The sequence below is a fragment of the Halomonas sp. DN3 genome (genome assembly GCF_024137905.1).
Lineage (GTDB): Bacteria > Pseudomonadota > Gammaproteobacteria > Pseudomonadales > Halomonadaceae > Halomonas > Halomonas litopenaei.
Map to the genome: position 1 here is coordinate 3,851,684 of NZ_CP099965.1, position 23,501 is coordinate 3,875,184.

General features: G+C 65.8%; 18 protein-coding genes and 1 pseudogene. 7 read left to right on the forward strand and 12 right to left on the reverse strand.

Annotated elements, in window-relative coordinates; all coding sequences use genetic code 11:
• Positions 1-118 precede the first annotated feature (118 nt).
• Positions 119-1,840, reverse strand: coding sequence for a GGDEF domain-containing protein (locus NKF27_RS16570; protein WP_253553393.1), 1,722 nt, complete (start codon positions 1,838-1,840; stop codon positions 119-121).
• A gap of 268 nt (positions 1,841-2,108) precedes the next feature.
• Between NKF27_RS16570 and NKF27_RS16575 the strand changes: the two genes are divergently transcribed.
• Together NKF27_RS16575 and NKF27_RS21260 are read left to right on the forward strand one after the other, a co-directional pair.
• Positions 2,109-2,411, forward strand: a complete 303-nt coding sequence (locus NKF27_RS16575) for a hypothetical protein (RefSeq protein WP_045991267.1) — start codon at positions 2,109-2,111, stop codon at positions 2,409-2,411.
• Positions 2,408-2,623 (forward strand): annotated as a pseudogene (locus NKF27_RS21260) (type II toxin-antitoxin system HigB family toxin); the annotation flags it as partial. The gene NKF27_RS16575 and the pseudogene NKF27_RS21260, both read left to right, overlap by 4 nt.
• 210 nt (positions 2,624-2,833) lie before the next feature.
• On the opposite strand, the gene NKF27_RS16585 reads toward NKF27_RS21260, so the two are convergent.
• From NKF27_RS16585 to NKF27_RS16610, 6 genes are all read right to left on the reverse strand, one after another.
• Positions 2,834-3,358: an AlpA family transcriptional regulator gene (locus NKF27_RS16585; RefSeq protein WP_253553395.1), complete on the reverse strand. Its 525-nt coding sequence runs from the start codon at positions 3,356-3,358 to the stop codon at positions 2,834-2,836.
• A 688-nt stretch (positions 3,359-4,046) separates the two neighbouring features.
• Positions 4,047-5,624, reverse strand: coding sequence for a glutamine-hydrolyzing GMP synthase (guaA, locus tag NKF27_RS16590; protein WP_045991086.1), 1,578 nt, complete (start codon positions 5,622-5,624; stop codon positions 4,047-4,049).
• A gap of 166 nt (positions 5,625-5,790) precedes the next feature.
• Entirely contained in the window at positions 5,791-7,260 is a 1,470-nt protein-coding gene (gene guaB / locus NKF27_RS16595; RefSeq protein WP_045991087.1) for an IMP dehydrogenase, read from the reverse strand.
• 126 nt (positions 7,261-7,386) lie between these two features.
• Positions 7,387-8,490: an ABC transporter substrate-binding protein gene (locus NKF27_RS16600; RefSeq protein WP_253553398.1), complete on the reverse strand. Its 1,104-nt coding sequence runs from the start codon at positions 8,488-8,490 to the stop codon at positions 7,387-7,389.
• Between the two features lie 125 nt (positions 8,491-8,615).
• Positions 8,616-10,061, reverse strand: a complete 1,446-nt coding sequence (locus tag NKF27_RS16605; RefSeq protein WP_253553401.1) for a sensor histidine kinase — start codon at positions 10,059-10,061, stop codon at positions 8,616-8,618.
• Positions 10,058-10,726, reverse strand: coding sequence for a response regulator (locus tag NKF27_RS16610; protein WP_253553405.1), 669 nt, complete (start codon positions 10,724-10,726; stop codon positions 10,058-10,060). Before NKF27_RS16610 ends, NKF27_RS16605 begins: the two co-directional genes overlap by 4 nt.
• A 124-nt stretch (positions 10,727-10,850) precedes the next feature.
• Here NKF27_RS16610 and NKF27_RS16615 point away from each other — a divergent pair, with 124 nt between their 5' ends.
• The 4 genes from NKF27_RS16615 (at position 10,851) to NKF27_RS16630 (ending at position 15,163) form a co-directional block, all read left to right on the forward strand.
• Complete coding sequence (locus NKF27_RS16615; RefSeq protein WP_253553422.1) at positions 10,851-11,825, forward strand: tripartite tricarboxylate transporter substrate binding protein; 975 nt, start codon at positions 10,851-10,853, stop codon at positions 11,823-11,825.
• Positions 11,822-12,256 carry a tripartite tricarboxylate transporter TctB family protein gene (locus tag NKF27_RS16620; protein WP_222570041.1) on the forward strand — a complete coding sequence of 145 codons (435 nt, stop codon included), beginning with the start codon at positions 11,822-11,824 and terminating at the stop codon, positions 12,254-12,256. The genes NKF27_RS16615 and NKF27_RS16620 overlap by 4 nt, the downstream gene beginning before the upstream one ends.
• 95 nt (positions 12,257-12,351) lie before the next feature.
• Positions 12,352-13,857: a tripartite tricarboxylate transporter permease gene (locus tag NKF27_RS16625; RefSeq protein WP_045991091.1), complete on the forward strand. Its 1,506-nt coding sequence runs from the start codon at positions 12,352-12,354 to the stop codon at positions 13,855-13,857.
• A 235-nt stretch (positions 13,858-14,092) separates the two neighbouring features.
• Positions 14,093-15,163 (forward strand): AbrB family transcriptional regulator, encoded by a 1,071-nt coding sequence (locus NKF27_RS16630; protein WP_253553424.1) that lies wholly within the window; start codon positions 14,093-14,095, stop codon positions 15,161-15,163.
• Positions 15,164-15,194: 31 nt separating this feature from the next.
• On the opposite strand, the gene NKF27_RS16635 is transcribed toward NKF27_RS16630, so the two are convergent.
• From NKF27_RS16635 to NKF27_RS16650, 4 genes are all read right to left on the reverse strand, one after another.
• A complete protein-coding gene (locus NKF27_RS16635; protein WP_253553427.1) occupies positions 15,195-16,289 on the reverse strand; it encodes an alpha/beta hydrolase in 1,095 nt (364 codons plus the stop codon).
• A 35-nt stretch (positions 16,290-16,324) separates the two neighbouring features.
• A complete protein-coding gene (locus NKF27_RS16640) occupies positions 16,325-17,896 on the reverse strand; it encodes a GMC oxidoreductase (protein ID WP_253553430.1) in 1,572 nt (523 codons plus the stop codon).
• Positions 17,893-18,513, reverse strand: a complete 621-nt coding sequence (locus NKF27_RS16645) for a hypothetical protein (protein WP_253553433.1) — start codon at positions 18,511-18,513, stop codon at positions 17,893-17,895. Before NKF27_RS16645 ends, NKF27_RS16640 begins: the two co-directional genes overlap by 4 nt.
• 170 nt (positions 18,514-18,683) lie before the next feature.
• Positions 18,684-20,417, reverse strand: coding sequence for an alkaline phosphatase D family protein (locus NKF27_RS16650; protein WP_253553435.1), 1,734 nt, complete (start codon positions 20,415-20,417; stop codon positions 18,684-18,686).
• A gap of 186 nt (positions 20,418-20,603) precedes the next feature.
• Between NKF27_RS16650 and xseA the strand changes: the two genes are divergently transcribed.
• Positions 20,604-21,992: an exodeoxyribonuclease VII large subunit gene (gene xseA / locus NKF27_RS16655; RefSeq protein WP_253553448.1), complete on the forward strand. Its 1,389-nt coding sequence runs from the start codon at positions 20,604-20,606 to the stop codon at positions 21,990-21,992.
• A 120-nt stretch (positions 21,993-22,112) separates the two neighbouring features.
• On the opposite strand, the gene glrR is transcribed toward xseA, so the two are convergent.
• Positions 22,113-23,498 carry a two-component system response regulator GlrR gene (gene glrR / locus NKF27_RS16660; protein ID WP_253553451.1) on the reverse strand — a complete coding sequence of 462 codons (1,386 nt, stop codon included), beginning with the start codon at positions 23,496-23,498 and terminating at the stop codon, positions 22,113-22,115.
• Between the last annotated feature and the right edge of the window lie 3 nt (positions 23,499-23,501).

Here is a 23,501-nt window from a genome sequence, read left to right on the forward strand (position 1 = left end):
TGGCACACGGCTGTGGCAACATATAACGCATCTTGGACCGCCATCCTGCCAAGGGTTCCCCGCCTGCGCATGTCGAAGATCAGGGAACCGGCCAGACGCCAGACTTCAGAAGGTACCTTCATGAGGTTGTCGAGGCGACGCCACCAGAGGCATTCAGCACCACCCGATCGCGGCCGGCGTACTTGCCTCGATACAGCGCCTGGTCGGCCCGCCGCAACAGGGCTGAGGCGCTCTCGCCCTCGAGTCGCTTGGCCACCCCCAGGGTACAGGTCAACAACACCTGCTCTCCGGTAAGCAGCGTCAATGGCGTCGTCGCCAGCCCCTTGCGAATGCGTTCGGCGATATCCAGCGCCTGATGCTCGTCGCGCTCCTTGAGCAGAATCACGAACTCTTCTCCCCCGTAACGACACACCGGATCGATGTCGCGCACGACCTCCTCGATCACCTTGCCCAGATGCTGCAGCGCGCGATCGCCCTCGGCATGCCCCCAGCCATCGTTGAACCGCTTGAAGTTATCGATATCCAGCATGATCAACGACAGTGGTCGCCCGCTTACCTCGGCCTGGGCCACCGCAGCGGGCAAGGCTTCATCGAGATAGCGGCGATTGTGCACGCCAGTAAGACCATCGAGATAGCTCATGCCATGCAACCGCGCCTTCTCCTCCAGCAGCGTCTCTCGCTCGCGCTGCAACAGACTGATGCGATCGGCCAGGGCCAGCGACAAGAGGATGGCCTCCAGCGCGGAACCGATCTGGAAACCGTGCAGCGTCCAGAAGTTGTGGGGGGACAACCCATAGGTCACCAGCAGCAACAGAACCACCCCGACCACCAGCACCGACCACGCCATCAACAGCCATTGCGCTGCGCGGAAGCCGCGCCACAAGCCGCGCACCGACGACAGCAGAAAAGCCGTTAGCGTCAGCACCCCCAGCAGCGAATAGAACACCACGGTCAAGAAGCTCGGCAGCAGCCAGGCGATGGTGGCGGCCAGCGCCAGGAGCCAGCACAGCCACCGCATCAACGAGTCCACTCTCGGGTCCTGGCGCGCCGTCATCAGAAAACGCCGGCAGAACTGCAACCCGCAGATGCTGATCACCGACAGGGCCGTCAGCAGCAAGGCCTCGTTCAGGCGTGCCCCCATCTGCGGAAAATAAAGCAGCAGCAAGCCGTTCTGACACAAGAAGTAAGCGCCCGCTCCACTCAAGAACCCCAGATACCAGAGGTAGTTGGTATCGCGAAGACTGAACAGCAGAAGGCTGTTGTAGATCACCAGACCCGCGATCAAGCCGAAATAGAGCCCCTGCCCCAGCAACAAGTCACGCCAGTAACGGTGCAGATCGACGTCATCCAGTACCTGCACATTGAAGCGTATCGCCTGATCGGTCTCGACGCGCAACAGCAGTTCATTCGTAGCCGCAGGCAAGCGGAACTGGGGCAAGGCAGCAGCGAGTCCCGGATCATCGGCAAAATGCGTCTCCCTCGCCACGGGGCGACACCCCGAGTCGTCACAGACCAGCAGCTCGACTCCCTGAACCAGCGGATTGGACAGCACCAGGCGCTGCCCGGGGAGAGCACCCACCACCCTCAGTCGCAGCCATACCGGATGCGCCTTGAGTCCCAGGCTGACCTGCTCATCGAGAGACTCTGCGGTAACCGTAGAAAGCGCCCCTTTCTCCGGTGGTTGCTGCCCCTGGTGGTCGAGTACCCACAGCGACACATTGGGCTGTGGGCGTGAGGCCTCCCCCGCCAGCTCCCACGCCAGCAGCACCACCATCGCGGTCAACAAAAGCCACAGCCGCCCCATGCCTCTGCCCGACTCACCTCCGCCGCCCCACTGCATCGCAGCACTCCTTGTCGCCCAGACTCAGTGTAGCCGCTTCCTTCCGGCATACCTTTCCTGCAGCACTGTGCCGCCAGCGAAGTTTCAACCCAGTGGAAGGATAGTGCCCGCATCCCCCAGCAAGGACTCACTTACAAGAGACGACCCAACAGGGTTGAGGTAGCGCCCCCGAGGGAGGGAGTGGCAAGGACGTCATATGCGAGTATGCTGGGACCTGAACGTGATGAAAGAACAGGAGATCGCTCACTTCACCAGCAAGGAGGTTCACATGAAGGTCTACAAACCTCAGTGGCAATGTACCCTCAACGTGACCGAGGGCGCAGAGCAGACCGCAAGCTGGAAGAATCGCCTGGCCTGGCAGCTCAGGCAGATGGCAGACCGTCTCGAAGGAGGCCGCCGCACCCTGATTCTGGATGTGGATGTCCAGCCCTCCATCGCCAAGGACGATGTGGATCGTTGCCTGGGCAAGGGCTTTGCCCTTTCCCAGACCCTGATGACCGAGCTGGCCCAGCAGGCCGCCTGCGAGGACATCATGCGTGACGCCAAGGCAGAACTGTACGAGAGCGATTGAACGACAGAGTCCCCGACCGGCGCGGCTTGATGGTGCGCCAGGCCCGGGCCAATCGTCTGCACCTGAACGCACAACACCCGCCAAGTGGCGGGTGTTGTGGTTTGTGGAAGCTCGATTTCAGAAACGCCAGCATTCTCAAAGATGGTCGGGCGGTGTTCAATATCGCTGGAAACAAGTATCGACTCGTCGTCTGGATCAACTACGCCTACAGAAATGATATGGAAGCTTCACCAGGGGCTGGGTATTCCAGCCGAAGCACTCATCAAACCACCCAAGGAACACGCATAGAAACGTCGCCACCGATCATCCTCACCCACATGACGTTTCCTTGCTGGCCACAGAGCCAGTGAAGGTCGTAACGATAGTCCGACCGTATATGCGACGTGCCATGTTATGGGCTATGTGACGGGCTATAAGAAGGACTAGGCGGTCAGAAGCTCCATATCCCCACCGGTATGCACGGGGTGGCGCTGGGTCTCCTTGGCAATATTCACCGTCAAAGCCACCTTCGCCACTTCCAGCACACCGGCATCTATCGTGTAGCCTCCCCTGCCCTTGAGCCACTCAAGCACCTCGGCGAGATGCCAGATCGAGGCGCTACCTTCGTGAACCGGAACGGGAAACGTCGCTCGGTGGGAAAGCATCAACTTGCGCATTGCCTGTCGGGAAACACCCACAACATCCGCCACATCGGTCAAACCCACCAGGTCCGGCGAAGCCTCGACAAGACGTGCCGACGACACGGCGCTCTTGACGTCGGACAAGGCAGAGCGCATCGCCTCTTCGGCACTGTCTGCTTCCCGGGAAAATTCCAGCGCCAGGCGCCCCGGCAGTCCCACGCCCACCAAAGCATCGTCACAACCCGCAGCGCCAAGGCGCTCCACCAGGGCATCCGGGTCGCAGTCGTGGTCAGCCAGTTGGTACTTCAGTGTGAAAATATACTCCACGGCTCAATCCTCCGGTTCCGTTCCGCCCTGGCGCCTATGCATGGCGCACTTGTCCACCACCCTGCGTAGCGCCCGGGCGTGGCTACCAGGATTTTTCGGTGTACTCCACACACTCGCGATACAGAACTCACCACAGCGGCAGTCGTCGTCATTGTAGGGACAGTAGATCCTTCCCCAGGCATGTCCACCACCCACTTCAACTCGCCAGCCCTCCCCTTCCGCGTGCCTGATCGCGGCTTCAATCTCCTTTTTCGGGTGCGATGGACGAGTCATTCCTTGCCTCCAGTATGGGAACGGCCACTCATGGTTGTCAACTGACAACCCTCACCCGCCCCTTGTGCCAGAAAAACTCCTTCGCGATGGCTTCACCCCAGTCACCAAGGGTGTACGACGGCTTCAATCAAGCCGGCGCCAATACGGACATGGTGAGGGGGGATGGGGACCAGCAGTAGCGTTCCTTCCCACAGGGGATCAATAACCATCAAAACTCACCTGATTCAGCGTATTCATCGACGCCCACGCCATGGCGGATCGAGAGCCGGTACCGGGCACCACCGCGTTGGAGCAAGTCAGATGACCCGCCTGGCCCGGTCCAATCGTCTGCACCTGAATGCACAACACCCGCCAAGTGGCGGGTGTTGTGGTTTTCGAACATTGCACCGACGCCGTCAGGTCGTCGGATAAGGGATCATTCCCACTCGATCGTCGCCGGCGGCTTGGACGAGACGTCGTAGGTGACGCGGGAGACTCCGGACAGTTCGTTGATGATGCGGTTGGAGACCTTCTCCAGCAGTTCGTAGGGCAGGTGGGCCCAGCGGGCGGTCATGAAGTCGATGGTCTCGACGGCACGCAGGGCGATGACCCATTCGTAGCGGCGGCCATCACCGACCACACCGACGGACTTGACCGGCAGGAACACCGCGAAGGCCTGGCTGGTCTTGTGGTACCAACCGGAGTTGTGCAGCTCTTCGATGAAGATGGCGTCGGCCTCGCGCAGGATGTCGGCGTACTCCTTCTTGACCTCGCCGAGGATACGCACGCCCAGGCCCGGCCCCGGGAAGGGGTGACGGTAGACCATGTCATAGGGCAGGCCGAGTTCCAGGCCGAGCTTGCGCACCTCGTCCTTGAACAGCTCACGCAGCGGCTCGACCAGCTTGAGCTTCATCGTCTCCGGCAGGCCACCGACGTTGTGGTGGGACTTGATCACGTGGGCCTTGCCGGTCTTGGCGGCGGCCGACTCGATCACGTCCGGGTAGATGGTGCCCTGGGCCAGGAAGTCCACACCCTCGATCTTGGCCGCTTCGCTGTCGAAGACGTCGATGAAGGTGTTGCCGATGATCTTGCGCTTGGCTTCGGGGTCGGCCTCACCTTCGAGCTTGCCGAGGAACAGCTCTTCGGCGTCGACGCGGATCACCCGCACGCCCATGTGCTGGGCGAAGGTCTCCATCACCTGATCGCCTTCGTTCTTGCGCAGCAGGCCGTTGTCGACGAACACGCAGGTCAGCTGATCGCCGATGGCCTTGTGCAACAGGGCCGCGACCACCGAGGAGTCGACCCCGCCTGACAGTCCCAGCAGCACGTGGCGGTCACCGACCTGGTCACGCACCCGGGCGATCTGGTCCTCGATAATCTTGGCCGGCGTCCAGTTGCGCTCGGCGCCACAGATCTCCAGCACGAAGTGCTCGAGGATCCGCTGACCCTGCAGGGTGTGGGTGACCTCGGGGTGGAACTGTACGCCGTAGAAGCGCTTTTCCTCCCAGGCCATGGCAGCGATCGGGCAGCTCGGGGTGGAGGCGGTGACGGTGAAGGTCTCCGGCACCTGGGCGACCTTGTCACCGTGGCTCATCCACACGTCCAGCAGGCCGCGCCCGCTGTCCGGATCGACGTGATCCTTGATGTCCTTGAACAGCGCCGTCTCGGCGTCCAGGCGGATCTGGGCGTAGCCGAACTCGCGCTTGTTGGAGCCCTCGACCTTGCCACCCAGCTGCTCGGCCATGGTCTGCATGCCGTAGCAGATACCGAACACCGGCAGCCCCATCTCGAACACGCAGGCCGGCGCCCGCGGCGAGTCCAGCTCGGTCACCGACTCCGGGCCACCGGCCAGGATGATGCCATTGGGGCGATACTCGCGGATCTCCTCCTCGGTGATGTCGAAGGCACGAATCTCGGAGTAGACGCCGATCTCGCGCACCCGGCGAGCGATCAGCTGGGTGTACTGGGAGCCGAAGTCGAGGATCAGGATCTTGTGGGCGTGGATATCGGTCATGGGGACTTACCTTGCAGGCAGTGGGGCCGGTGGGCCGAGCAATCGAAAAGCGAAAAGCTGGAAGCGACGGACCGCTTCCAGCTCAGGGTGACGAGGGGCGAGTCGCCCCGCGCGCCTTGTGGTGCGACGCGACGGGTGCGATACGCCTGGCGCGTCACGTCAGCGCCTACCCTGCTCGATAGTTGGGCGCTTCCTTGGTGATCTGGACGTCGTGGACGTGGGACTCGTTGAAGCCGGCGCCGGTGATCTTGACGAACTCGGGCTTGGTGCGCATCTCGTCGATGCTGGCACAGCCGGTGTAGCCCATGGAGGCACGCAGGCCGCCCATCAGCTGGTGCACGATGGCACCCATCACGCCCTTGTAGGGCACCCGGCCTTCGATGCCTTCCGGCACCAGCTTCTCGACGCCGTCGTCCTTGTCCTGGAAGTAGCGGTCGCTGGAGCCCTGGGTCTGGGACATGGCGCCCATGGACCCCATGCCACGGTAGGCCTTGTAGGTACGCCCCTGGAACAGCTCGACCTCGCCCGGCGCCTCCTCGGTGCCGGCCAGCAGGCCACCGACCATGATGCAGCTGGCGCCGGCGGCCACCGCCTTGGCGATGTCACCGGAGAAGCGCACGCCACCGTCGGCGATCAGCGGGATGTCGAATTCCTTGAGCGCCTCGGCCACGTTGGACACCGCGGTGATCTGCGGCACGCCGACACCAGCGACGATGCGGGTGGTGCAGATGGAGCCGGGGCCAATGCCCACCTTGACCGCGTCGGCACCGGCCTCGGCCAGGGCCCGGGCGGCGTCGGCGGTGGCGATGTTGCCGCCGATGACCTGGATCTGCGGGAAGTGCTCCTTGACCCAGCGCACCCGCTCGATGACGCCGCGGGAATGACCATGGGCGGTATCGACGACGAGGGCGTCGACACCGGCCTCGGCCAGCGCCTTGACCCGGTCAGGGGTTTCCGGGCCGGTGCCGACGGCGGCGCCGACCAGCAGGCGGCCATCGGCGTCCTTGGCGGCGCTGGGGAAGGTGCGCGCCTTCTCGATGTCCTGGAAGGTCACCAGGCCACGCAGGCGGAAGTCGCCGTCCACCACCAGCATCTTCTCGACCCGGTGCTCCTGCATCTTGCCCTTGATGACGTCCAGCGGGGTGCCTTCGGGCACGGTCACCAGGCGATCGCTCGGGGTCATGATGTCGGCGACGCTGTCGCCATGGTTGGGCTGGAAGCGCATGTCACGCTCGGTCACCAGGCCGACCAGGGTCTCGCCCTCGACCACCGGGAAACCGGAGAAGCCGTGTTCCTTGGCCATCGCCAGCAGGTCCTGCAGCTTGGCCTTGGGTCCGACGGTGACAGGGTCCTTGACGATGACGCTCTCGTGCTTCTTGACCTTGCGCACTTCCAGCGCCTGCTGAGCGATGCCCATGCTCTTGTGGATGATGCCGATGCCACCTTCCTGGGCCATGGCGATGGCCAGGCGGGCTTCGGTGACGGTATCCATGGCGGCGGAGGCGAGGGGAATATTGAGGAAGAGGTCGCGAGTCAGGCGGGTCCGGAGACTGACGTCCTTGGGGAGAACGTCGGAATAGCCGGGAACGAGCAATACGTCGTCAAACGTAAGTGCTTCTTGGGCCATACGTAGCATAATCGGCAACACCCACTGAGGCTTTAGAGGGAGGGAAGAAGTTAATCGCCCATTATAACGTTCCGCCCCGGCCTCCGGCAATGTGCCAGCTTGACACATTGATGCTCCTCGCTTGCCACCCGGCGTCTACTCCGGCGCCAGCGCCCCGCTACCCCGTTCGACCGCATCGTTGGCCGCCGGCTCGCCCTGAAAACGCGCTCGCCAGTGGTCGGTGAAGGCCTCCCGGCGGGCAGGATCGACAAAGGCCAGCAAGGTGGCGTTGGGCAGTATCGGGTAGAGCCGCTCCCCCACCTGGGTACGCAGCCTAGCGGCGGTGTAGGGGCCGGTCACCCCCGGCAGCACGCTGAACAGTGGCGTCTGCCCCGCCAGCACCCGCTGGCCACGGTGACTCAGCAGGAACTTGACGAAGGTCTCGGCGGCCTCGACGTGGGGGGCATCGCGATGCACGAAGGCCATGCGCATCAGCACCAGCGAATAGTCCCTGGGCACCTGCACGATCACCTCGGGATGTTCCTGGGCGTAGACCATGGCGTAGGAACCCAGCAGGTTGTAGCCGAGCCAGTAGCGTCCCTGGCTGAGCCCTTCGAGCATGGCCCGGGTGGTCGTCTCCAGGCGAGTATCGACACGCCCCATGGCGCCGACCAGCTCCCAGAAGCGCGAGGAGTAGCGCGCATCCTGCTGGGCCAGGGTGTAGCCCACCCCGCTGGAAAGCGGCGAGTAGGTGGTCACCTTGCCCGTCAGCCAGCGGGCCTGGGTCGCCAGCAGTGCGTGCAAGTCGCCATGGGTCTGGGGCGGCAGCATATGCCGCGACAGATCCAGCCGATAGGCCATCACCACCGGCTCGAAGGTGAAGGCGAAGACCTCGTCGCGCCAGCGCGCCCACTCGGGCCAGCGCTCGATCTCCGGCCCGTTCAGGCGCCGCGCCAGTCCTTCATTGACCCTGGCCATCTGCCACGGCATCGCCGAGCTGATCACCACGTCCGGCGCTCTGCTCGTCCCTTCGCCCTCTGCCCCGCCCCCAGCGAGATGTCCCACCACGCTGTCGTCCACCTCCCGGGTGGTGCGATCCTCAAAGCGCAGGGGAATCTGAGGGTAGGCCTGGCGAAAGGCGTCCAGCAGCGGCGCCACCACGTCAAGATCCAGCGCCGCCGAGATCACCAGCGGATCATCGTCCGAGGGGGTGCGGCTGTCGCCGCTGTGACAGCCGCCCAGCAGCACGAGCATGAGCATGAGAATGAGCAGTAAAAGGGGCAGGCACGGCGACGCCACCAGGGGCTGCCGCCGAGTGACCTGCGTTGCACAGCGGACCGGGAGACGTTCACAGGATCGAAGGCGTTTTCCGGGCGGCAGGGACATCAAGTACTCTCTCCTGGATTCACGTCGGCCGCAAAGGCACCGGTGACTCCCTGATCATCGTTCGCCAGCGGCAGCCACAGCACCACCGCGAGTCCCTGCGGCGAGCGGTTGGCGAATTGCACGCGGGCACCCATGCGCCGGGCGGTGGTATCGACGATGGCGAGGCCCAGCCCGGAGCCCTCGGTGTCCTGGCGCCCACCCCGCTGAAACGGCTGCCCCAGCGTCGCCATCGCCGCGTCAGCGACACCGGGGCCGTCATCGACGATCGACAACCGCGCCCAGTTGCCCTCGCGCGCCAGATGCAGGGTGATCTCGCAACCCGGCGGCGTGTAGCGCAGGGCGTTGTCGATCAGGTTGCCCAGGGCTTCGCGCAGTGCCCAGGCCTCGACGCGGACCTTGAGCGGCTCGGCTGGCAGGCTGCCAAGCCCGAGGTCGTGCTCGGCCGCCCGCTCTCGCGCCGCCCAGTCAAGGGCGACCTCGCGTACCAGCGCACCCAGGTCGAGCGCGGGCAACGCCGTCTCCCGGTCGAGGTGACGCAGTCGCGCCAGTGACAGCAATTGACCGGCCAGTCGACTGGTGTCCTCGGCACGGGCGTGGACGCGCGTGAGCGCCTGGCGCCACTCGTTCGGATCACCGCTGCGAAGGCCCAGCTCGCTGACGGTCTTGAGTCCCGCCAGCGGCGTCTTGAGCTGGTGGCTGGCGTCGGCGGTGAAGCGCAGAAGATCCTCGCGGCCCTGGCGCTGACGGGCGAACAGGTGGTTCAGGGCCTGGGCGAGCTCATGAAGCTCCCTGGGCACCCTGGCCGCCAGCGGGCTGAAGTCATCGGCGCCGCGCCCACGAATCTGGCGGCGCAGGCGGCGCAGGGGAGACAGCGCCGCGCGCATGGTCAAGCCCATCAGCACGCCGGTCAGCAGCACCATGGCAACGAAGCGCGACAGCGAACGCTCGAACAGTGAGCGCGCCAGGGCTCGACGCCCCTCGAGGGTATGCCCGACCCACACCTGCACCGGCAGCTGGGTGACCCAACCCGCCGAGGCCACCCGCTGGGCATGCAGACGCAGCTCTCCCAGCGTCGTGGTCAGGTCCCGCGACATGCCGCCTTCATCCAGCGCCTGCTGCCAGGTGGCGGGGATGTCCACCGGCCAGTTACGCGACAGCGTCCTGCCGTCATCGTCCAGCACCGCGTAGAACACCCGTGCCTGGCTGTCGGTGGCGAGGATCTGCAGCGCCGCCGCCGGCACCACCACCTGGGGCACCCCGTCCTGCCAGCGCACCGCCTCGGCGATGGTCAGTGCCGCTGCCTGCAACTGGGCGTCGAAGGCCCGTGCCGCCGCCCGCTGGCTGCTGACCCAGGCCTCCACCATCAGCGCCAGTCCCAGCACCCCGACGGTGACCACCAGCCAGCCACCGAGCCGACGCTTGAGTGATCCCTCGACCTCGATCACCCGTCGTCCTCTTCCAGGCGGTAGCCAAGTCCGCGAAAGGTGCGGATACGCAGACCTGCGCCCTTGAGCCGCTTGCGCAGCCGGCTGACGTAGACCTCCAGGGCGTTGGAGCCCACCTCGCCGAAGCCGAAAAGTCGCCCTTCCAGGGTCTCGCGAGGCGCGATGGCTCCAGCGTGCAGCAACAGGCTTTCGACCAGCAGCAATTCGCGATGGGGCAGCGCCATGGGCTCGCCGAACAGACTGGCGGCGCCGCTGGCCGGATCGAAGGACAAGGGCCCCAGGCCAAGACGGTTGTCGGCACGCTGCTGGCTGCGCCTGAGCAGCGCGCGTACCCGCGCCTCAAGTTCGGCCAGCTCAAAGGGCTTGGCCAGGTAGTCATCGGCCCCCAGGTCGAGTCCCCTGACCCGGTCATCCAGGGCATCCCGGGCGGTCAGGAGGATCACCGGGGTGCGATCGCCCGCGTCACGCAACTCGGCCAGCAGCGACAGGCCGTCACCGTCGGGCAGGCCGATATCCAGAAGCATCAGGTCGACCCCACCCTGGCGCAGCGCTGCCCTGGCATCACTGCAGCAGGCAAACACCTCCACGGTATTGCCAAGGGGGGTCAGGGCCTCGACCAGCGAGCGGCTGATGAGGGCATCATCTTCGACGACGAGAAGGCGCATGCGACTAATGTCTTATCCAGGCAGGGAGGGCATGACAGGTTGATGAAAGCTAGTCGGCCTAGCATCGCGCTAGGTAAACCACCTGAGTTTCATCCGTTCATAATAATAGTTGTCAGGAGTCCGCATGAAGAATATCACAGCTCTGCCCGCCGCCCTGCTGCTCGGCGCCAGCCTCAGCGTCGGCACCGCCCAGGCCGCCGACGAGGCCGAATGCATCGCCCCGGCCAAGCCCGGCGGTGGCTACGACCTGACCTGCCGGCTGGCCGCCAATGGTCTGCTCGAGACCGGACTGATCGAAGACCCGATGCTGGTCACCTACATGCCCGGCGGCATCGGTGCGGTGGCCTACAACCACGTCAACGGCGTGCGCACCGACGACCCCAACCTGATCGTCGCCGCCAGCACCGGCGCCGCGGTCAACCTGGCGCTGGGCAAGTTCGGCCAGTACGACGCCAGCGAAGTGCGCTGGGTCGGCGCCCTGGGGGTCGACTACGGCGCCATCGTGGTCAAGGCCGACGCGCCCTGGCAGACCCTGGATGAGCTGATGACGGCACTGCAGGAAGACCCCACCCAGGTCGCCTTCGGCGCCGGCGGTAGCGTGGGCAGCCAGGACTGGATGAAGGCCGCGCTGACCGCCAAGGCCGCCGACGTCGACCCGCGCAGCCTGCGCTACGTGGCCTTCGAGGGTGGCGGTGAAGCCCTGGCCGCACTGCTCGGCAACCATATCCAGGTGTTCTCCGGTGACCTGTCGGAGCTCAAGTCCCAGCTCGAGAGCGGCGACATCCGCGTGCTGGCGGCGCTGTCCGAGGAGCGCATGGGCGGCCCCTACGCCGAGATTCCCACCGCCGCCGAACAGGGTTACGACGTCCAGTGGCCGATCTGGCGCGGCTACTACATGGGCCCCGAGGTCAGCGACGAGGCCTACCAGGCCTGGGTCGAGCGCCTCGAGAACCTGGCCGGCAACGAGACCTTCGCCGAGCTGCGCGAAGCCCGCGGCCTGTTCCCCATGGCCCGCTTCGGTGACGACTTCGACGGCTACGTCAAGGATCAGGTCGCCGGCTTCAAGGAGCTGGCCGCAGAAGTGGGTCTGACCCAATGAGAATCGCCGCCGACCGCTGTCTAGGTATCGCCCTGATGGGGTTGGCGGCGTTTACCGCCGTCAACGCCCTGTCCCTCGAGGTGCCTTTCAGCTACGACCCCGTCGGCCCCAAGGCCTTTCCGCTGGGGCTCTCCATCCTGCTGGGGCTGCTGTCGCTGGTTCTGGTGATACGTCCGGGTGAAAACGGCCACTGGCCCGACAAGCGCCTGGGATTGCGCCTGGTCGGCGTGCTGGTGCTGCTGCTGGTCTACGCCGTGCTGTTCCCGCGCCTGGGCTTTTTGTTGAGCTCGATGCTGGTGATCGCCGCCCTGGCCTGGCTGTTCGAGGCCAGTCCGCTCAAGGCCGTGGCCACCGGTGTGCTGATGGCGCTGGGCGGCCAGTGGCTGTTTACTCATGGCCTTGGCATCGGCCTGCCCGGCTTGCCGTGGTAGCGCGAACCGCCGTCCTGAAGCCAGCTCCTGTAACAGCTTAGCTGCCAGCGCAGCCCCAGCCCTGACCGCCACCGATCCCTGATCAAGGTGTTCCCATGTTCGACTTTCTTATTGAAGGCTTCGGCGTCGCCCTGACGCCGCTCAATCTTGGCCTGGCCTTCCTCGGCGCGCTGCTGGGCACTCTGTTCGGCGCCCTGCCGGGCATCGGGCCAATCAACGGCATCGCCATCCTGATGCCGCTGGCCTACACCCTGGGCCTGCCCGCCGAATCCGCGCTGATCCTGCTGGCCGGCATCTACACCGGTGCCGAGTACGGCGGGCGCATGTCCAGCATCCTGCTCAATGTGCCCGGCGACGCCGGCGCGGTGATGACCACCCTCGACGGCCATCCGCTGGCCAAGCGTGGCCTGGCCGGTCCGGCGCTGGGCCTGTCGGCGGTGGCGTCCTTTGTCGGCGCCACCATCGCCATCATCGGCCTGACCCTGTTCGCCCCGCTGCTGGCCCGGGTGGCGGTGATGTTCGGTCCCGCCGAATTCTTCGCGCTGATGGTGTTCGCCTTCTCGTCGATGTCGGTAATGATGGGCAAGGACCCGATCAAGACTGCCATCGGCGCCGTGCTCGGCGTGCTGATCGGCACCGTCGGCGTCGACTCCGGCACCGGCGTGATGCGCTACACCTTCGGCATGCCGGAGCTCTATGACGGTATCGACTTCGTGGTGATGATCATCGGCCTGTTCGCCATCAGCGAGATCCTGCTGATGCTCGAGCACGCCCATCGCGACGACGTCGATGACACCCTGCCTCCGCTGGGCCGGGTATTCGTCAGCCTCAAGGAAGTGATGGCCTGCAAGGGCACCATGCTGCGCTCCGGTGTGCTCGGCTTCATCATCGGCGTACTGCCGGGAACTGGCGCCTCGGTGGCCGGGGCGGTGTCCTACACCACCGAAAAGCGGCTGGTGGACAAGGACAACACCTTCGGCACCGGCGACATGCGTGGCCTGGCGGCGCCCGAAGCGGCCAACAACGCTTCCGCCGCAGGCTCCTTCGTACCGATGCTGACCCTGGGCATCCCCGGCTCCGGCACCACCGCGGTGCTGCTCGGCGCGCTGATGCTCTACAACATCACCCCGGGTCCGATGATGTTCACCGACAACCCGGAGGTCGCCGGTGGCCTGATCGCCTCGCTGTACATCGGCAACCTGGTGTTGCTGGCGCTCAACCTGCCGCTGGCCGGGGTCTTCGCCAAGGTGCTGACCATCCCGCGCTGGGTGCTGGTGCCGGCCATCGCCGTGCTATCCTTCGTCGGGGTCTATCAGCTGCATTCCGACCTGACCGCCATCTATCTGATGCTGGTCATCGGTGTCTTCGGCTACCTGCTGCGCAAGCTCGGCTTCTCGCTGGCGCCGGTCATCCTCGGCTACGTGCTGGGCGGCCTGATGGAAGAGAACCTGCGTCGGGCGCTGGCGATCAGCGGTGGCGACACCGCCATCCTGTGGCAGTCCGGCATCTCGCTGTCGCTGTGGATCGCCGCCTCGGCACTGCTGGTACTGCCCTGGCTGGTACCCAAGCTGCTCAAGCAACGGCCCTCGAGCCAGGCTTGATGCAACGGGCTTCAGGGCCATGCTCGAGTCGCCCCGGCAAAGGCCCTGGCATAGCTCTCGGCATAGATCTCGGCATCGCTCTTGTGTGGCCCGCACGAAGCCCCTGCGTAGCCCTTATATAGTCCTTATGTAGCCCTTATGTAGTCCCTGCGCGGCGCCATCTGGCGCCGCGCGCCGTCGTCAGGCTCGATCACCACCTGTGCACAGAGTACAGGCAACGCACACAGGAGACGCCATGCCCGCCGCCCCCTCACTCCTTCCCCCCGGCGCCTGGCGCTTCCTGCCCACACTGGCCCTGGGCAGCCTGGGCGGGGGCATCGCCTACCTGATCGACCTGCCGCTTCCGTGGCTGCTCGGCGCCCTGATCACCACCACCCTGGCGAGCCTCGCCGGGGTGCGTCTGGGCTCGCCAGGGCGGCTGCGCAAGGGGGTTCTGGTGGTCATCGGGGTGATGCTGGGCTCGGCCTTCACCCCGGAGCTGTCCGGCGATATCACCGCCTGGGCCGCCAGCGCCGCGATCATGCTCGCCGCCACCGCGGTAATGATGGTGGTGGCGGTGGCCTTCAGCTACCGCGTGGCCGGTCACTCGCTGGACACCGCGCTCTACGCCGGCGCCCCGGGCGGACTGTCGGCGCTGTTGATGATGGCCCACGAGTCAGGCGCCGACCTGCGCGCCGTCGGTATCACCCACGCGGTGCGCATCCTGGTGCTGCTGTTGGCGATTCCGCCGATCCTCGGCCTGTTTGGCCATGTGGATCTGGCCGGCGCCAGCAACGGGCCGGCCCAGTGGAGTCAACTGCCATCGCTCGCCGGCACCGCCTGGCTGGTGGTAGCGGCGGCGCTCGGCGCCATGGTCGGCCGGGTGCTGCGTCTGCCCAACGCCCTGCTGTTCGGCCCGGCGCTGGTGTCGTCGCTGCTGCACTTTTCCGGGCTGACCCACGCGGTGCTGCCACCGGCGCTGATCGCCCTGGCTCAGGTGGTCATCGGCACCTCGGTGGGCGTGCGCTTCGTCGGCGTGGCGCTGTCCGACATGGCGCGGCAACTGGGTCTGGCGGTGGTCCAGGCGCTGATCCTGGTGGTGCTGGCGGTGGCGGCAGCCTGGGTCGGCCAGGCGCTGACCGGCATCTCGGTGGCCGCGGCACTGCTGGCCTACATGCCGGGCGGGGCGCCGGAGCTGAGCCTGGTGGCGCTTTCGCTGAACATCGAACCGGCCTTCGTCACCTCCCACCATCTGCTGCGCATCACCGTTCTGCTGGTGGCGCTGCCGCCGCTGGTGGGCTGGGCCCATCGCCGCCTCAGGGCCTGACGGCACCTGGATTCAGGCGTGGCGCCTGGGCTCAAGTGTGGGCGTTCAGAAACGTCATCAACCGGGGAAAGACCTCACGGTCGACCCGGGCGCCCATGAACACGTCCTGATGACCGTAGCCGTCGATGATCGCGAGCTCATGGCGGCCTGGGGCGGCCTCCTCCAGGGCCCGATGGCAGTGCACGTTGCTGTCGGTGAAGACGCGATTGTCGCGTCCGGTCAGCAACAGGCAGGGGGTATCGACGCGGCGCGCCTCGAGCAGGTAGTCGTCGGGTAGCGCGGCGTATTCGGGCGCCTCGCGCATCTTCACCGTGCGATGGCCCCGGCCCAGCATCTTCAAGACATGCCGGTGGTAGTTGAGCCCTACCGGGCCGTAGAGGTCACCACCCCGTCGGTGGGTGCGCTCGTCCAGGTTCTCGTGGTTGTACAGTGCCGGCCAGCCGGTGCCCCACATCAGTGACAGCATATGGCAGGCCGGCACGTCGCATTCGCGGTGGAACAGCGATACGCCTTTCGACAACAGCTTGCCCAGCGTGAATCTTGGATCCTCGCTCCAGCGCGGGCTGACGTAGGGCTGCTGGAAGATGCGCTCGATCACGAAGGGAAAGATGTGGCCCTTGATCCTCGACCAGCGCGGTACATGGGGCGTCAGCGCAACGCTGTTGAGGATGCAGGAGCGAATGCCGCTGACGGTGCCGCCGAACAGTGCCATGGCAAAGCCCATCGAGCCGAGGCAATGAGCGATCACGTGCAGCTCGACGTCGTCACCGGCGACCTGCCGGATCTTTGCCACCGCCGCGGGAAAGTCAAACAGCGCACAGTCATCCATGGAGTAGCGGTTGGGCTGCAGGTTGTAGGGGTGGCGGTTGCTCATGCGGAAGTCCAGCGTCCACACCTCGTCGACCCCTTCGTCCAGCAGGAAGCTGACCAGATTGCGATGCTCGGGCTGGATGAACATGTCGCTGGAGGTGGTCAGGCCGTGAACGATCATTACCGCCATGCGCCCCTGGCCACGACGAAAGCGCAGCAGTGACAGCCCCAGGCCGTCCTCGGTACAGAAGCCGTGCTGGGTGACCTCGGCGTCGACAACGCCGTCGAGGGTATAGAGGGGGATCTCGCGGGCCATGATGTTACCTCCCGGTGGGTCGCCGCTTCCGTCTGCTAGGCCAGCATCCGCGCCATGGCGCGCTCGGCCAGGGCGGCGATGGTGCGCGAGGGATTGAGCCCCAGCGCGCGCGGCACGATGGCACCGTCGAGCACGTACAGTCGCGGATAGCCGAACACCTCCCCGGCATGGTCGACCACCCCGTCCCAGCGATTCTCTCCCATGGGACAACCGCCCAGCGGATGCGGGGTGATCAAATAGTCCAGCAGGCGCCAGCTCGGTGGCTCGATGGCGACGCCTCCGGTGGCCGCGCTCAGGCGCTTGTGGCGTTCGCACAGCGCCTGCACCGTGGCTCGCGACGCGGCCACCCGATAGTCCAGGCTCAACGACGGCTCTCGCTCCAGCCAACGCCGCGTCAGCCTCAGCACCCCGTCGGCGGTGTCCATGCCCTGGCCGAACCAGGGCATCAGGCAGCGATCGGGGTCATTCTCCTTGAGCGCCTCGGCCAGCACCGCACGCCAGCCACCCCGTAACATGTTCGCGGTGGCGGAGCGCGACAGCAATTGCGTCAAGGCGTGGGCGATCAAGTCAGGGTAGCCGCCGTCCTCAACGAAGTAGCGCTTACCGCCGTCGCTGCCGTCGAGATAGTCGATGGCGGCGCTGATGGTCGGCCCGCGACAGGCATCGATGCGTCTGTTCGGGTAGATCGCGGGAGTCAGGAAGTCGCCATTGGCGCACCAGTGATGGCCGAGCAGCGGCGACAGTTCCGGCAGGGTGCGGTACTGGTCCCTGGCCCGCAGCAAAAGCTCGGTGGACCCCAGCGAGCCGGCGGCAAGGATCACCCGCTCGGCGCGCTCGTGACGGATCGTCGGCGCGCCTTCCAGATGCTGAAAGGTCACCCGATAGCCCCCGGATTCCGGCACCAGCGATCGCACCATGCTCAATGGACGGACCTGTGCCCCCAGCTGCTCCGCCCGGGCCAGGTAATTCAGGTCAAGGGTATTGCGGGCCCCCACCGGGCAGCCGATATCGCAATAGCCGCAGTGGATGCAGGTCCCCTGTTCCTTGCCGTGGACATTGAGGGCCTGCCGACTGTGTCGACGGTGGTGAGGCTCACTTAGCCGATAGTTCCAGTCGGGGTCGAAGCGCACCGCCAGCGGCAAGGGGCGAAAGCGATCGCCGTCACCGCTGCGCACGGCGGCCTCCTGGACCAGTCGATAGCGCTCGCTGACCTGGCCCGCGGGGACCTCGGCCACCTCCAGCATCTGGCCTACCCGGTCCTGGTAGGGGACGAGTTCATCGAAGTCGATCGCCTCCGGCCAGCCACTGTCGAAGGCGAAGCGCTCAGCCGGCACCGAGACATTGGCGTAGACCAGCGAACCACCACCCACGCCAGCGCCCTGTGCCACCGCCATGCGCGAAAAGAAGCGCAGGTCGAGCCAGCCATGACGCTCCCGAGGGGCGTCCACATCGAAACACCAGTCATCATCCGGCCCCCGGGGAAAGTCCTCGCGCTCCCAGCGTCTTCCGCGCTCAAGCACCAGCACCTTGAGCCCGGCCTCGGCGAGCCGGCAGGCCGCCACGGCCCCACCAAACCCTGACCCCACCACGATGGCGTCGTAGTTCATGCCTCGGGCTCCCGGCGAATGACCCAGGGCGCATAGAGGTGCCACAGTTCACCAAAGAAGAAGCGACCGAAATCCGCCACCGTGCGCAGGTCCCCTTGGCCCGTCGGCGTCATGGTCTTGAGCATGGCCATCAACTCGGCCACGCCCAGGTGCAGGATGCCCGCCCCGAGAATGTCGGCCGTGGCGCTCTCGCCCTCATGCAGAGTGGTATAGAGGGTGGTGGTATCGCGCCAGAGATCAGGCCCCGGATCGTCGTTGACCCGCTTCACCCCGTGCAGGAACAATCGCCGCTCATCCAGTTCCAGAACCGCGTCGTAGACCATCTGACGCCCCGCCCCGGGGCCCTGGGAAAACAACTGAAAGTCGCCCTCGAGAATCACCAGCCCAAGGCCCAGCGGGGCAAAATCGACGACACCACCCAGCCTGCCGTGGTGGCGGTCCTCGGCCAGGAAGGCGCCCATGTCATCGATCTGGACCTTGGCGTGCAGGGCCAGTTCGGTGCCTTCTGTATGCCCCAGCCGTTCACCACGCTCGGGCGCCTGGCTTCCGAGCGAAAAATGGCCTCGCATGGTTTCCTCGAACAGCAATCCCGCCAGCAAGGGGTTAGTCGTATTCACCGCCATTTCTCCAGGAAAGGACCTGCTCCTGCGCCTGTCGTCCGGGCCGCCCGCCCCTTGGCGACCGGCCCGTCAGCACTCTTCCGACGAGCACTCTTCCGACGAGCGCTCTCCAGCCCAGCGCCCTTCAGCCCCGCTTTCGACATTGCCGCTACCGGCCATATCGCTCGCTACCAGGGCAGCAGCGCCAGATCGTTGTAGGGCACCACGGAGCCATCGGGGTCCGTCACCCTGACTTCATCGCCGTAGCGATCGATCACCTTGACCCGCAGACGGTGGTGAGTGCGGTCCAGCTCCAGGCGACAGAAGTTTTCCTGCTGATAGAAGCCAAAGGCCCGGTAGTGCAGCGTCACGTCACCATCAAACAGCGGAAAGCCATCCACCTGGCCGGGCAGACGGGAGTCGTGAACAAAGCCGTTGGGGTCACCGTCGGCCCAGAAGAACGGCCAGTACAGCGCCGAGGAGGTGACGTCATACAGCCGTCGCGGCTCGCCACCGTCCCCCTCTACCACCATCTCGGCGATATTGGCGCAGTGCACGTCGCCGCTGAGGAAGATCACGTTGTCGATGCCGGCCTCGACGATATGTTCGACCAGCGCCTTGCGGGTGGCCGGAAACCCCGACCAGCTATCGCTTTCGGCACGCCGGGAGAGGTTGGTCCGCACCAAATCCGTCGGCGCCTGGGCGTCATGGCCATCCAGGGCCGGATCGAGCCTTTCATCCAGCGGACTGGGCGCGAACACCGTCGAGGTAACGACAAACTTGGGCATCGCGCCGCACTTGGCCTGCTGGTCGCTCAGCCACGTGAGCAGCACGTCCAGCTGGGAAGGATGCTGGGGGTCGATGCTGGGCCGTCCCAGCAGATGGTTGTCCATCACCCGGTTCTCGCGACCGTAGGTACGATGGGTACGGGTGTCACAGACGAAGAAGGGATAGCCGCCGCAGTCGAAGTGATAGTGCAGATGACGCCCGAAGCTGCGCGGGCAGTGTGACCACTGGTAGCTCATGTAGGCGCCAATGGCGACATTGAACAGCTCGCGCTTGGCGGCGAGGCGGTCACGATGCCAGTTGTCCTCGATCTCGTGGTCATCGAGGATCATGTACACCGGTGCCTGGCTAAGGAAGCGCCGCATTCGCGGCGAGCCAAAGGCTTCACTGTAGCGCTGCTGAAACTCGGCGTAGGTGTCGGCGCGACCGATCGGCACGAAGCGATGGTACTGATCGGCGTAGATTTGATCGCCTACCAGCAGGCTGAATCGCGCCGCCGGCCGACTGCCTCGGCGCCGGAGGTGACTCGCCATGGGGCCGAAGATGCGATCGGCTTCCTTGGTCTTCCACAGGACCCCGGGATAGCGACAGGAGCCCAGCAGAAAGGCCAGTCGTGGCTCCACTGCGGCGGCGAAGGTGGTGAATTCGGCCTCGCAGTGCTCGCCATCAAGGCTCGCAAGCAGGCCCGCCATACCGTCGACATCGGGCAGCCTGGCGGCGATCTCGGCATCGCTCAGGCTTTCCACATCGGGTGTCGTGTCGTCCAGGGTCAAGGTGGCGACACGCACCTTGTAGCGGGTGTCGGGCGCCAGCGGTACCACACCGCCGGGCTGGCCCAGCGGCGCCACGCCATCGATCGCTCCCAGCCCCTCTTCGGCCCCCAGTTCGAAGGTCCCGGTACGATCAAACTCCCGGTGCAGACGAAAATAGAAGGCGTGGGGGCGGGACGGATCACCGTCGATCAGGCGGGGCGAGCCATTGTCCTCGACCACCGCCACCAGACCCACGGTACGCAGCGATGCAGACAGGGCGATGCCATCGTCGCTGGGAGCGATACCGCGTACCCACAACCGACAACTTTGTGCCGTGGTGTGCCCTACGATTGGCCCGATATCGGGCGCTCGAAGACCCGACATGTGCCCTCCTCCGTCGCGTCGCGGCGCTTGGTACAAGGCAGACCGGCTGCCCGCCTGTCTGGTTAAGCGTAGTTCGACTTTGCTGAAGCGGCGACCTGAGCTCTGGTACCCTGTCGCATGCCAGCGCTGCCTCGTCAGCCGCTGATTCTCGTCGATCATCTTCTACGACAATTTCAGGAAGACGCCATGACAGCGACGTCGGACAGCGCCCAGGACGTACTCTCGGTCAGCGACCTCAACCGACGTGCGCGCTCTGCGCTGGAAGCCGATCTGGGCGAACAGTGGATCGAGGGCGAGCTGTCGGGCGTCTCGCGCCCGGCCTCGGGGCACGTCTACTTCACCCTCAAGGACGAACGCGCCCAGGTGAAGGCGGTGCTGTTTCGCACGCGTGGACGTTTTGTGTCGACGCCTATGCGCGACGGTGACCTGGTCCGGGTGCGCGCCCGCGTCTCGCTATTCGAGCCAAGAGGCGACTACCAGTTGATCGTCGAGGCGGTGCAGGCCGCCGGAGCCGGCGCCCTGCTCGCCGCCCTGGCAGCGCTCAAGCAACGCCTGGACGAACAGGGGGTCTTCACCAACGCTCGCTCGCTGGCCTTTCCCCCACGTCACCTGCTGGTGCTGACCTCCGCCAGCGGCGCCGCCCTGCGTGACGTGCTGGCGGTGCTCCGGGCACGCTGGCCGCTGGTCACGGTGACCCTGATACCGGTACCGGTCCAGGGGGCCGAGGCGGCCCCCTCGATCATCGCCGCACTGGGCCTGCTCAATCGTCAGACGACGCTGGACCCGACCCAGGACGTGGTGCTGATCACCCGTGGCGGCGGCAGCCTCGAGGATCTGTGGGCCTTCAACGATGAACATCTGGCCCAAGCGATCCACCACTCGCGCCTGCCGGTAATGTCTGCGGTGGGCCACGAGACCGACCAGAGCCTGTCGGATCTGGCCGCCGACGCCAGCGCACCGACACCCTCCGCCGCCGCCGAGCGCCTGGTGCCCTCGCGCCAGGAACTGACGGCCCGGCTAACCCAGGCAGACAATCGTCTAAAGGGTGCACATGCACGTCTGTTGCAGCGGGAAGGCCAGCGGCTCGACCACCTGCGCTCTCGCCTGCGCCATCCTGGCGAGGCGATCGCACGCCAGCGTGAGGGTCTTGGCCAGCTGAAGGAACGCCTAGGGCGCGCCATCAGCGGCCGGCTGGTTGCCGAACGTCGACGCCAGACAGACCTGGCTCACCGTCTGTCGCTGCGCTCGCCCGGACTCACCCTGAACGAGCACCGACGTCAATTGGAAAGCCTGAAGCGCCGTCTCGACGGCGCCCAGCGGCTATCGCTGGTCCATCAACGCGAGCGCCTGGCGGCCGCCGCCCGGGAGCTACAGGCGGTCAGCCCGCTGGCCGTACTGGGCCGTGGCTACGCCATCCTCACCGCCAGCGACGGCCAGGCGGTGCGCCGCGCCGATCAGACCGCGCCCGGCGAGCGACTGCACGCTCGCCTCGCCGATGGCGAGCTGGACGTCGAGGTGATCGAGACATGGCCGGCAGCCGAGCGGGCCCCGGACAACCGATCCGACGAGGCCTAGGTTGTCGGTATCTTGCCGGCGGCACCTTGGCGGCGAACCGCCGCCGGCTGAAGCAGCCGGACGGGGCCGGAGCGGGGATCTTCGGGGGCTCGGCCCATCGCACCGAGCCTGCCCATCGGGCTAGCGAGAAGGGCCTGCCACCCCCGGCTTGAACGAGGCGGGTTCCAGCTCGTGGCGGGACAATAGCTTGTAGAAGTCGGTGCGGTTACGTCCGGCGATGCGCGCCGCCTGGGTCACGTTGCCCTCGGTGATCTTCAGCACCTTGACCAGGTAGCTACGCTCGAATCCTGCGCGAGCGTCGTTGAAGGTCGGCATGGCGTTGTCTTCCGCCGCCAGCGCCTGGGCCACCAGGGCTTCCGGGATCATCGGCGCACTGGACAGTGCCACGCACTGCTCGACCACGTTGACCAGTTGACGCACATTGCCGGGCCAGGCACAGGTTGCCAGCAGATTGAGCGCCTCCGGCGAGAACCCCTTGACGAAGGGCTTGTGGCGCGACGCCGCCTGGGCCACCAGATGCTTGACCAGCAGCGGCACATCCTCGGCGCGATCCTTGAGCGCCGGCAGCTTGAGATTGACCACGTTGAGGCGATAGTAGAGATCCTCACGGAACTCGCCTTCATGCATGGCCTGATCCAGATCGCGATGGGTCGCCGACAGCACCCGCACGTCCACCGGCACCGACGTGGTGGAGCCCACCGGGCGCACCTGTCGCTCCTGTAGTACCCGCAGCAGCTTGACCTGGATCGCCAGTGGCATGTCGCCGATCTCGTCCAGGAACAGGGTGCCACCGTCGGCCGCCTGGAACAGCCCGCCGTGTTCGCTGATGGCCCCGGTGAAGGCGCCCTTGGCGTGGCCAAACAGCTCGCTTTCCAGCAACTGCTCCGGCAGCGCGCCGCAGTTGATCGCGATAAAGGGCTTGTCGGCGCGGGCGCTGGCCTTGTGGATGGCATTGGCCAGCAGCTCCTTGCCGGAGCCCGATGGTCCAGTGACCAGCACGCTGACATCGGACCCCGCCACCATCCGCGCCTGCTCGAGAATGCGCTCCATTTCAGGGCTGCGGGTGATGATCTCGTCGCGCCAGCTGTCGTCGCCTTCGCCGCTGCTGGCGGTATTGGACAGAGCATCATCGATGGCCCCGAACAGCTCTTCGCGGTCCACCGGTTTTGTCAGAAAGCTGAACACGCCCTGGCGAGTGGCGCTGACCGCATCCGGAATCGAGCCATGGGCGGTCAGGATGATCACCGGCAGGCCGGGCATGCGCCGCTGAATATCCTGGAACAGCGCCATGCCGTCCATTTCATCCATGCGCAGGTCAGACAGCACCAGATCCGGCCGCCCTTCTTCCAGCCGTTTGAGCGCCTCGCGACCGCTCTCGGCGGTGGTCACCCGGTAGCCGCGGCTTTCCAGGCGCATGCCCAGAAGCTTCAGCAGGCTGACATCATCGTCTACCAGCAGTACATGGGCCGATGTCCTGGCGTTCGCGGTCGCTGCGACTTGCTTCATATC

Coding starts and splice junctions, on each gene's coding strand:
- NKF27_RS16570 (WP_253553393.1), bottom strand. CDS start 1,840: ATGCAGTGGGGCGGCGGAGGTGAGTCGGGCAGAGGCATGGGGCGGCTG.
- NKF27_RS16575 (WP_045991267.1), top strand. CDS start 2,109: ATGAAGGTCTACAAACCTCAGTGGCAATGTACCCTCAACGTGACCGAG.
- guaA (WP_045991086.1), bottom strand. CDS start 5,624: ATGACCGATATCCACGCCCACAAGATCCTGATCCTCGACTTCGGCTCC.
- guaB (WP_045991087.1), bottom strand. CDS start 7,260: ATGCTACGTATGGCCCAAGAAGCACTTACGTTTGACGACGTATTGCTC.
- NKF27_RS16600 (WP_253553398.1), bottom strand. CDS start 8,490: ATGCTCATGCTCGTGCTGCTGGGCGGCTGTCACAGCGGCGACAGCCGC.
- NKF27_RS16610 (WP_253553405.1), bottom strand. CDS start 10,726: ATGCGCCTTCTCGTCGTCGAAGATGATGCCCTCATCAGCCGCTCGCTG.
- NKF27_RS16615 (WP_253553422.1), top strand. CDS start 10,851: ATGAAGAATATCACAGCTCTGCCCGCCGCCCTGCTGCTCGGCGCCAGC.
- NKF27_RS16620 (WP_222570041.1), top strand. CDS start 11,822: ATGAGAATCGCCGCCGACCGCTGTCTAGGTATCGCCCTGATGGGGTTG.
- NKF27_RS16625 (WP_045991091.1), top strand. CDS start 12,352: ATGTTCGACTTTCTTATTGAAGGCTTCGGCGTCGCCCTGACGCCGCTC.
- NKF27_RS16630 (WP_253553424.1), top strand. CDS start 14,093: ATGCCCGCCGCCCCCTCACTCCTTCCCCCCGGCGCCTGGCGCTTCCTG.
- NKF27_RS16635 (WP_253553427.1), bottom strand. CDS start 16,289: ATGGCCCGCGAGATCCCCCTCTATACCCTCGACGGCGTTGTCGACGCC.
- NKF27_RS16640 (WP_253553430.1), bottom strand. CDS start 17,896: ATGAACTACGACGCCATCGTGGTGGGGTCAGGGTTTGGTGGGGCCGTG.
- NKF27_RS16650 (WP_253553435.1), bottom strand. CDS start 20,417: ATGTCGGGTCTTCGAGCGCCCGATATCGGGCCAATCGTAGGGCACACC.
- xseA (WP_253553448.1), top strand. CDS start 20,604: ATGACAGCGACGTCGGACAGCGCCCAGGACGTACTCTCGGTCAGCGAC.
- glrR (WP_253553451.1), bottom strand. CDS start 23,498: ATGAAGCAAGTCGCAGCGACCGCGAACGCCAGGACATCGGCCCATGTA.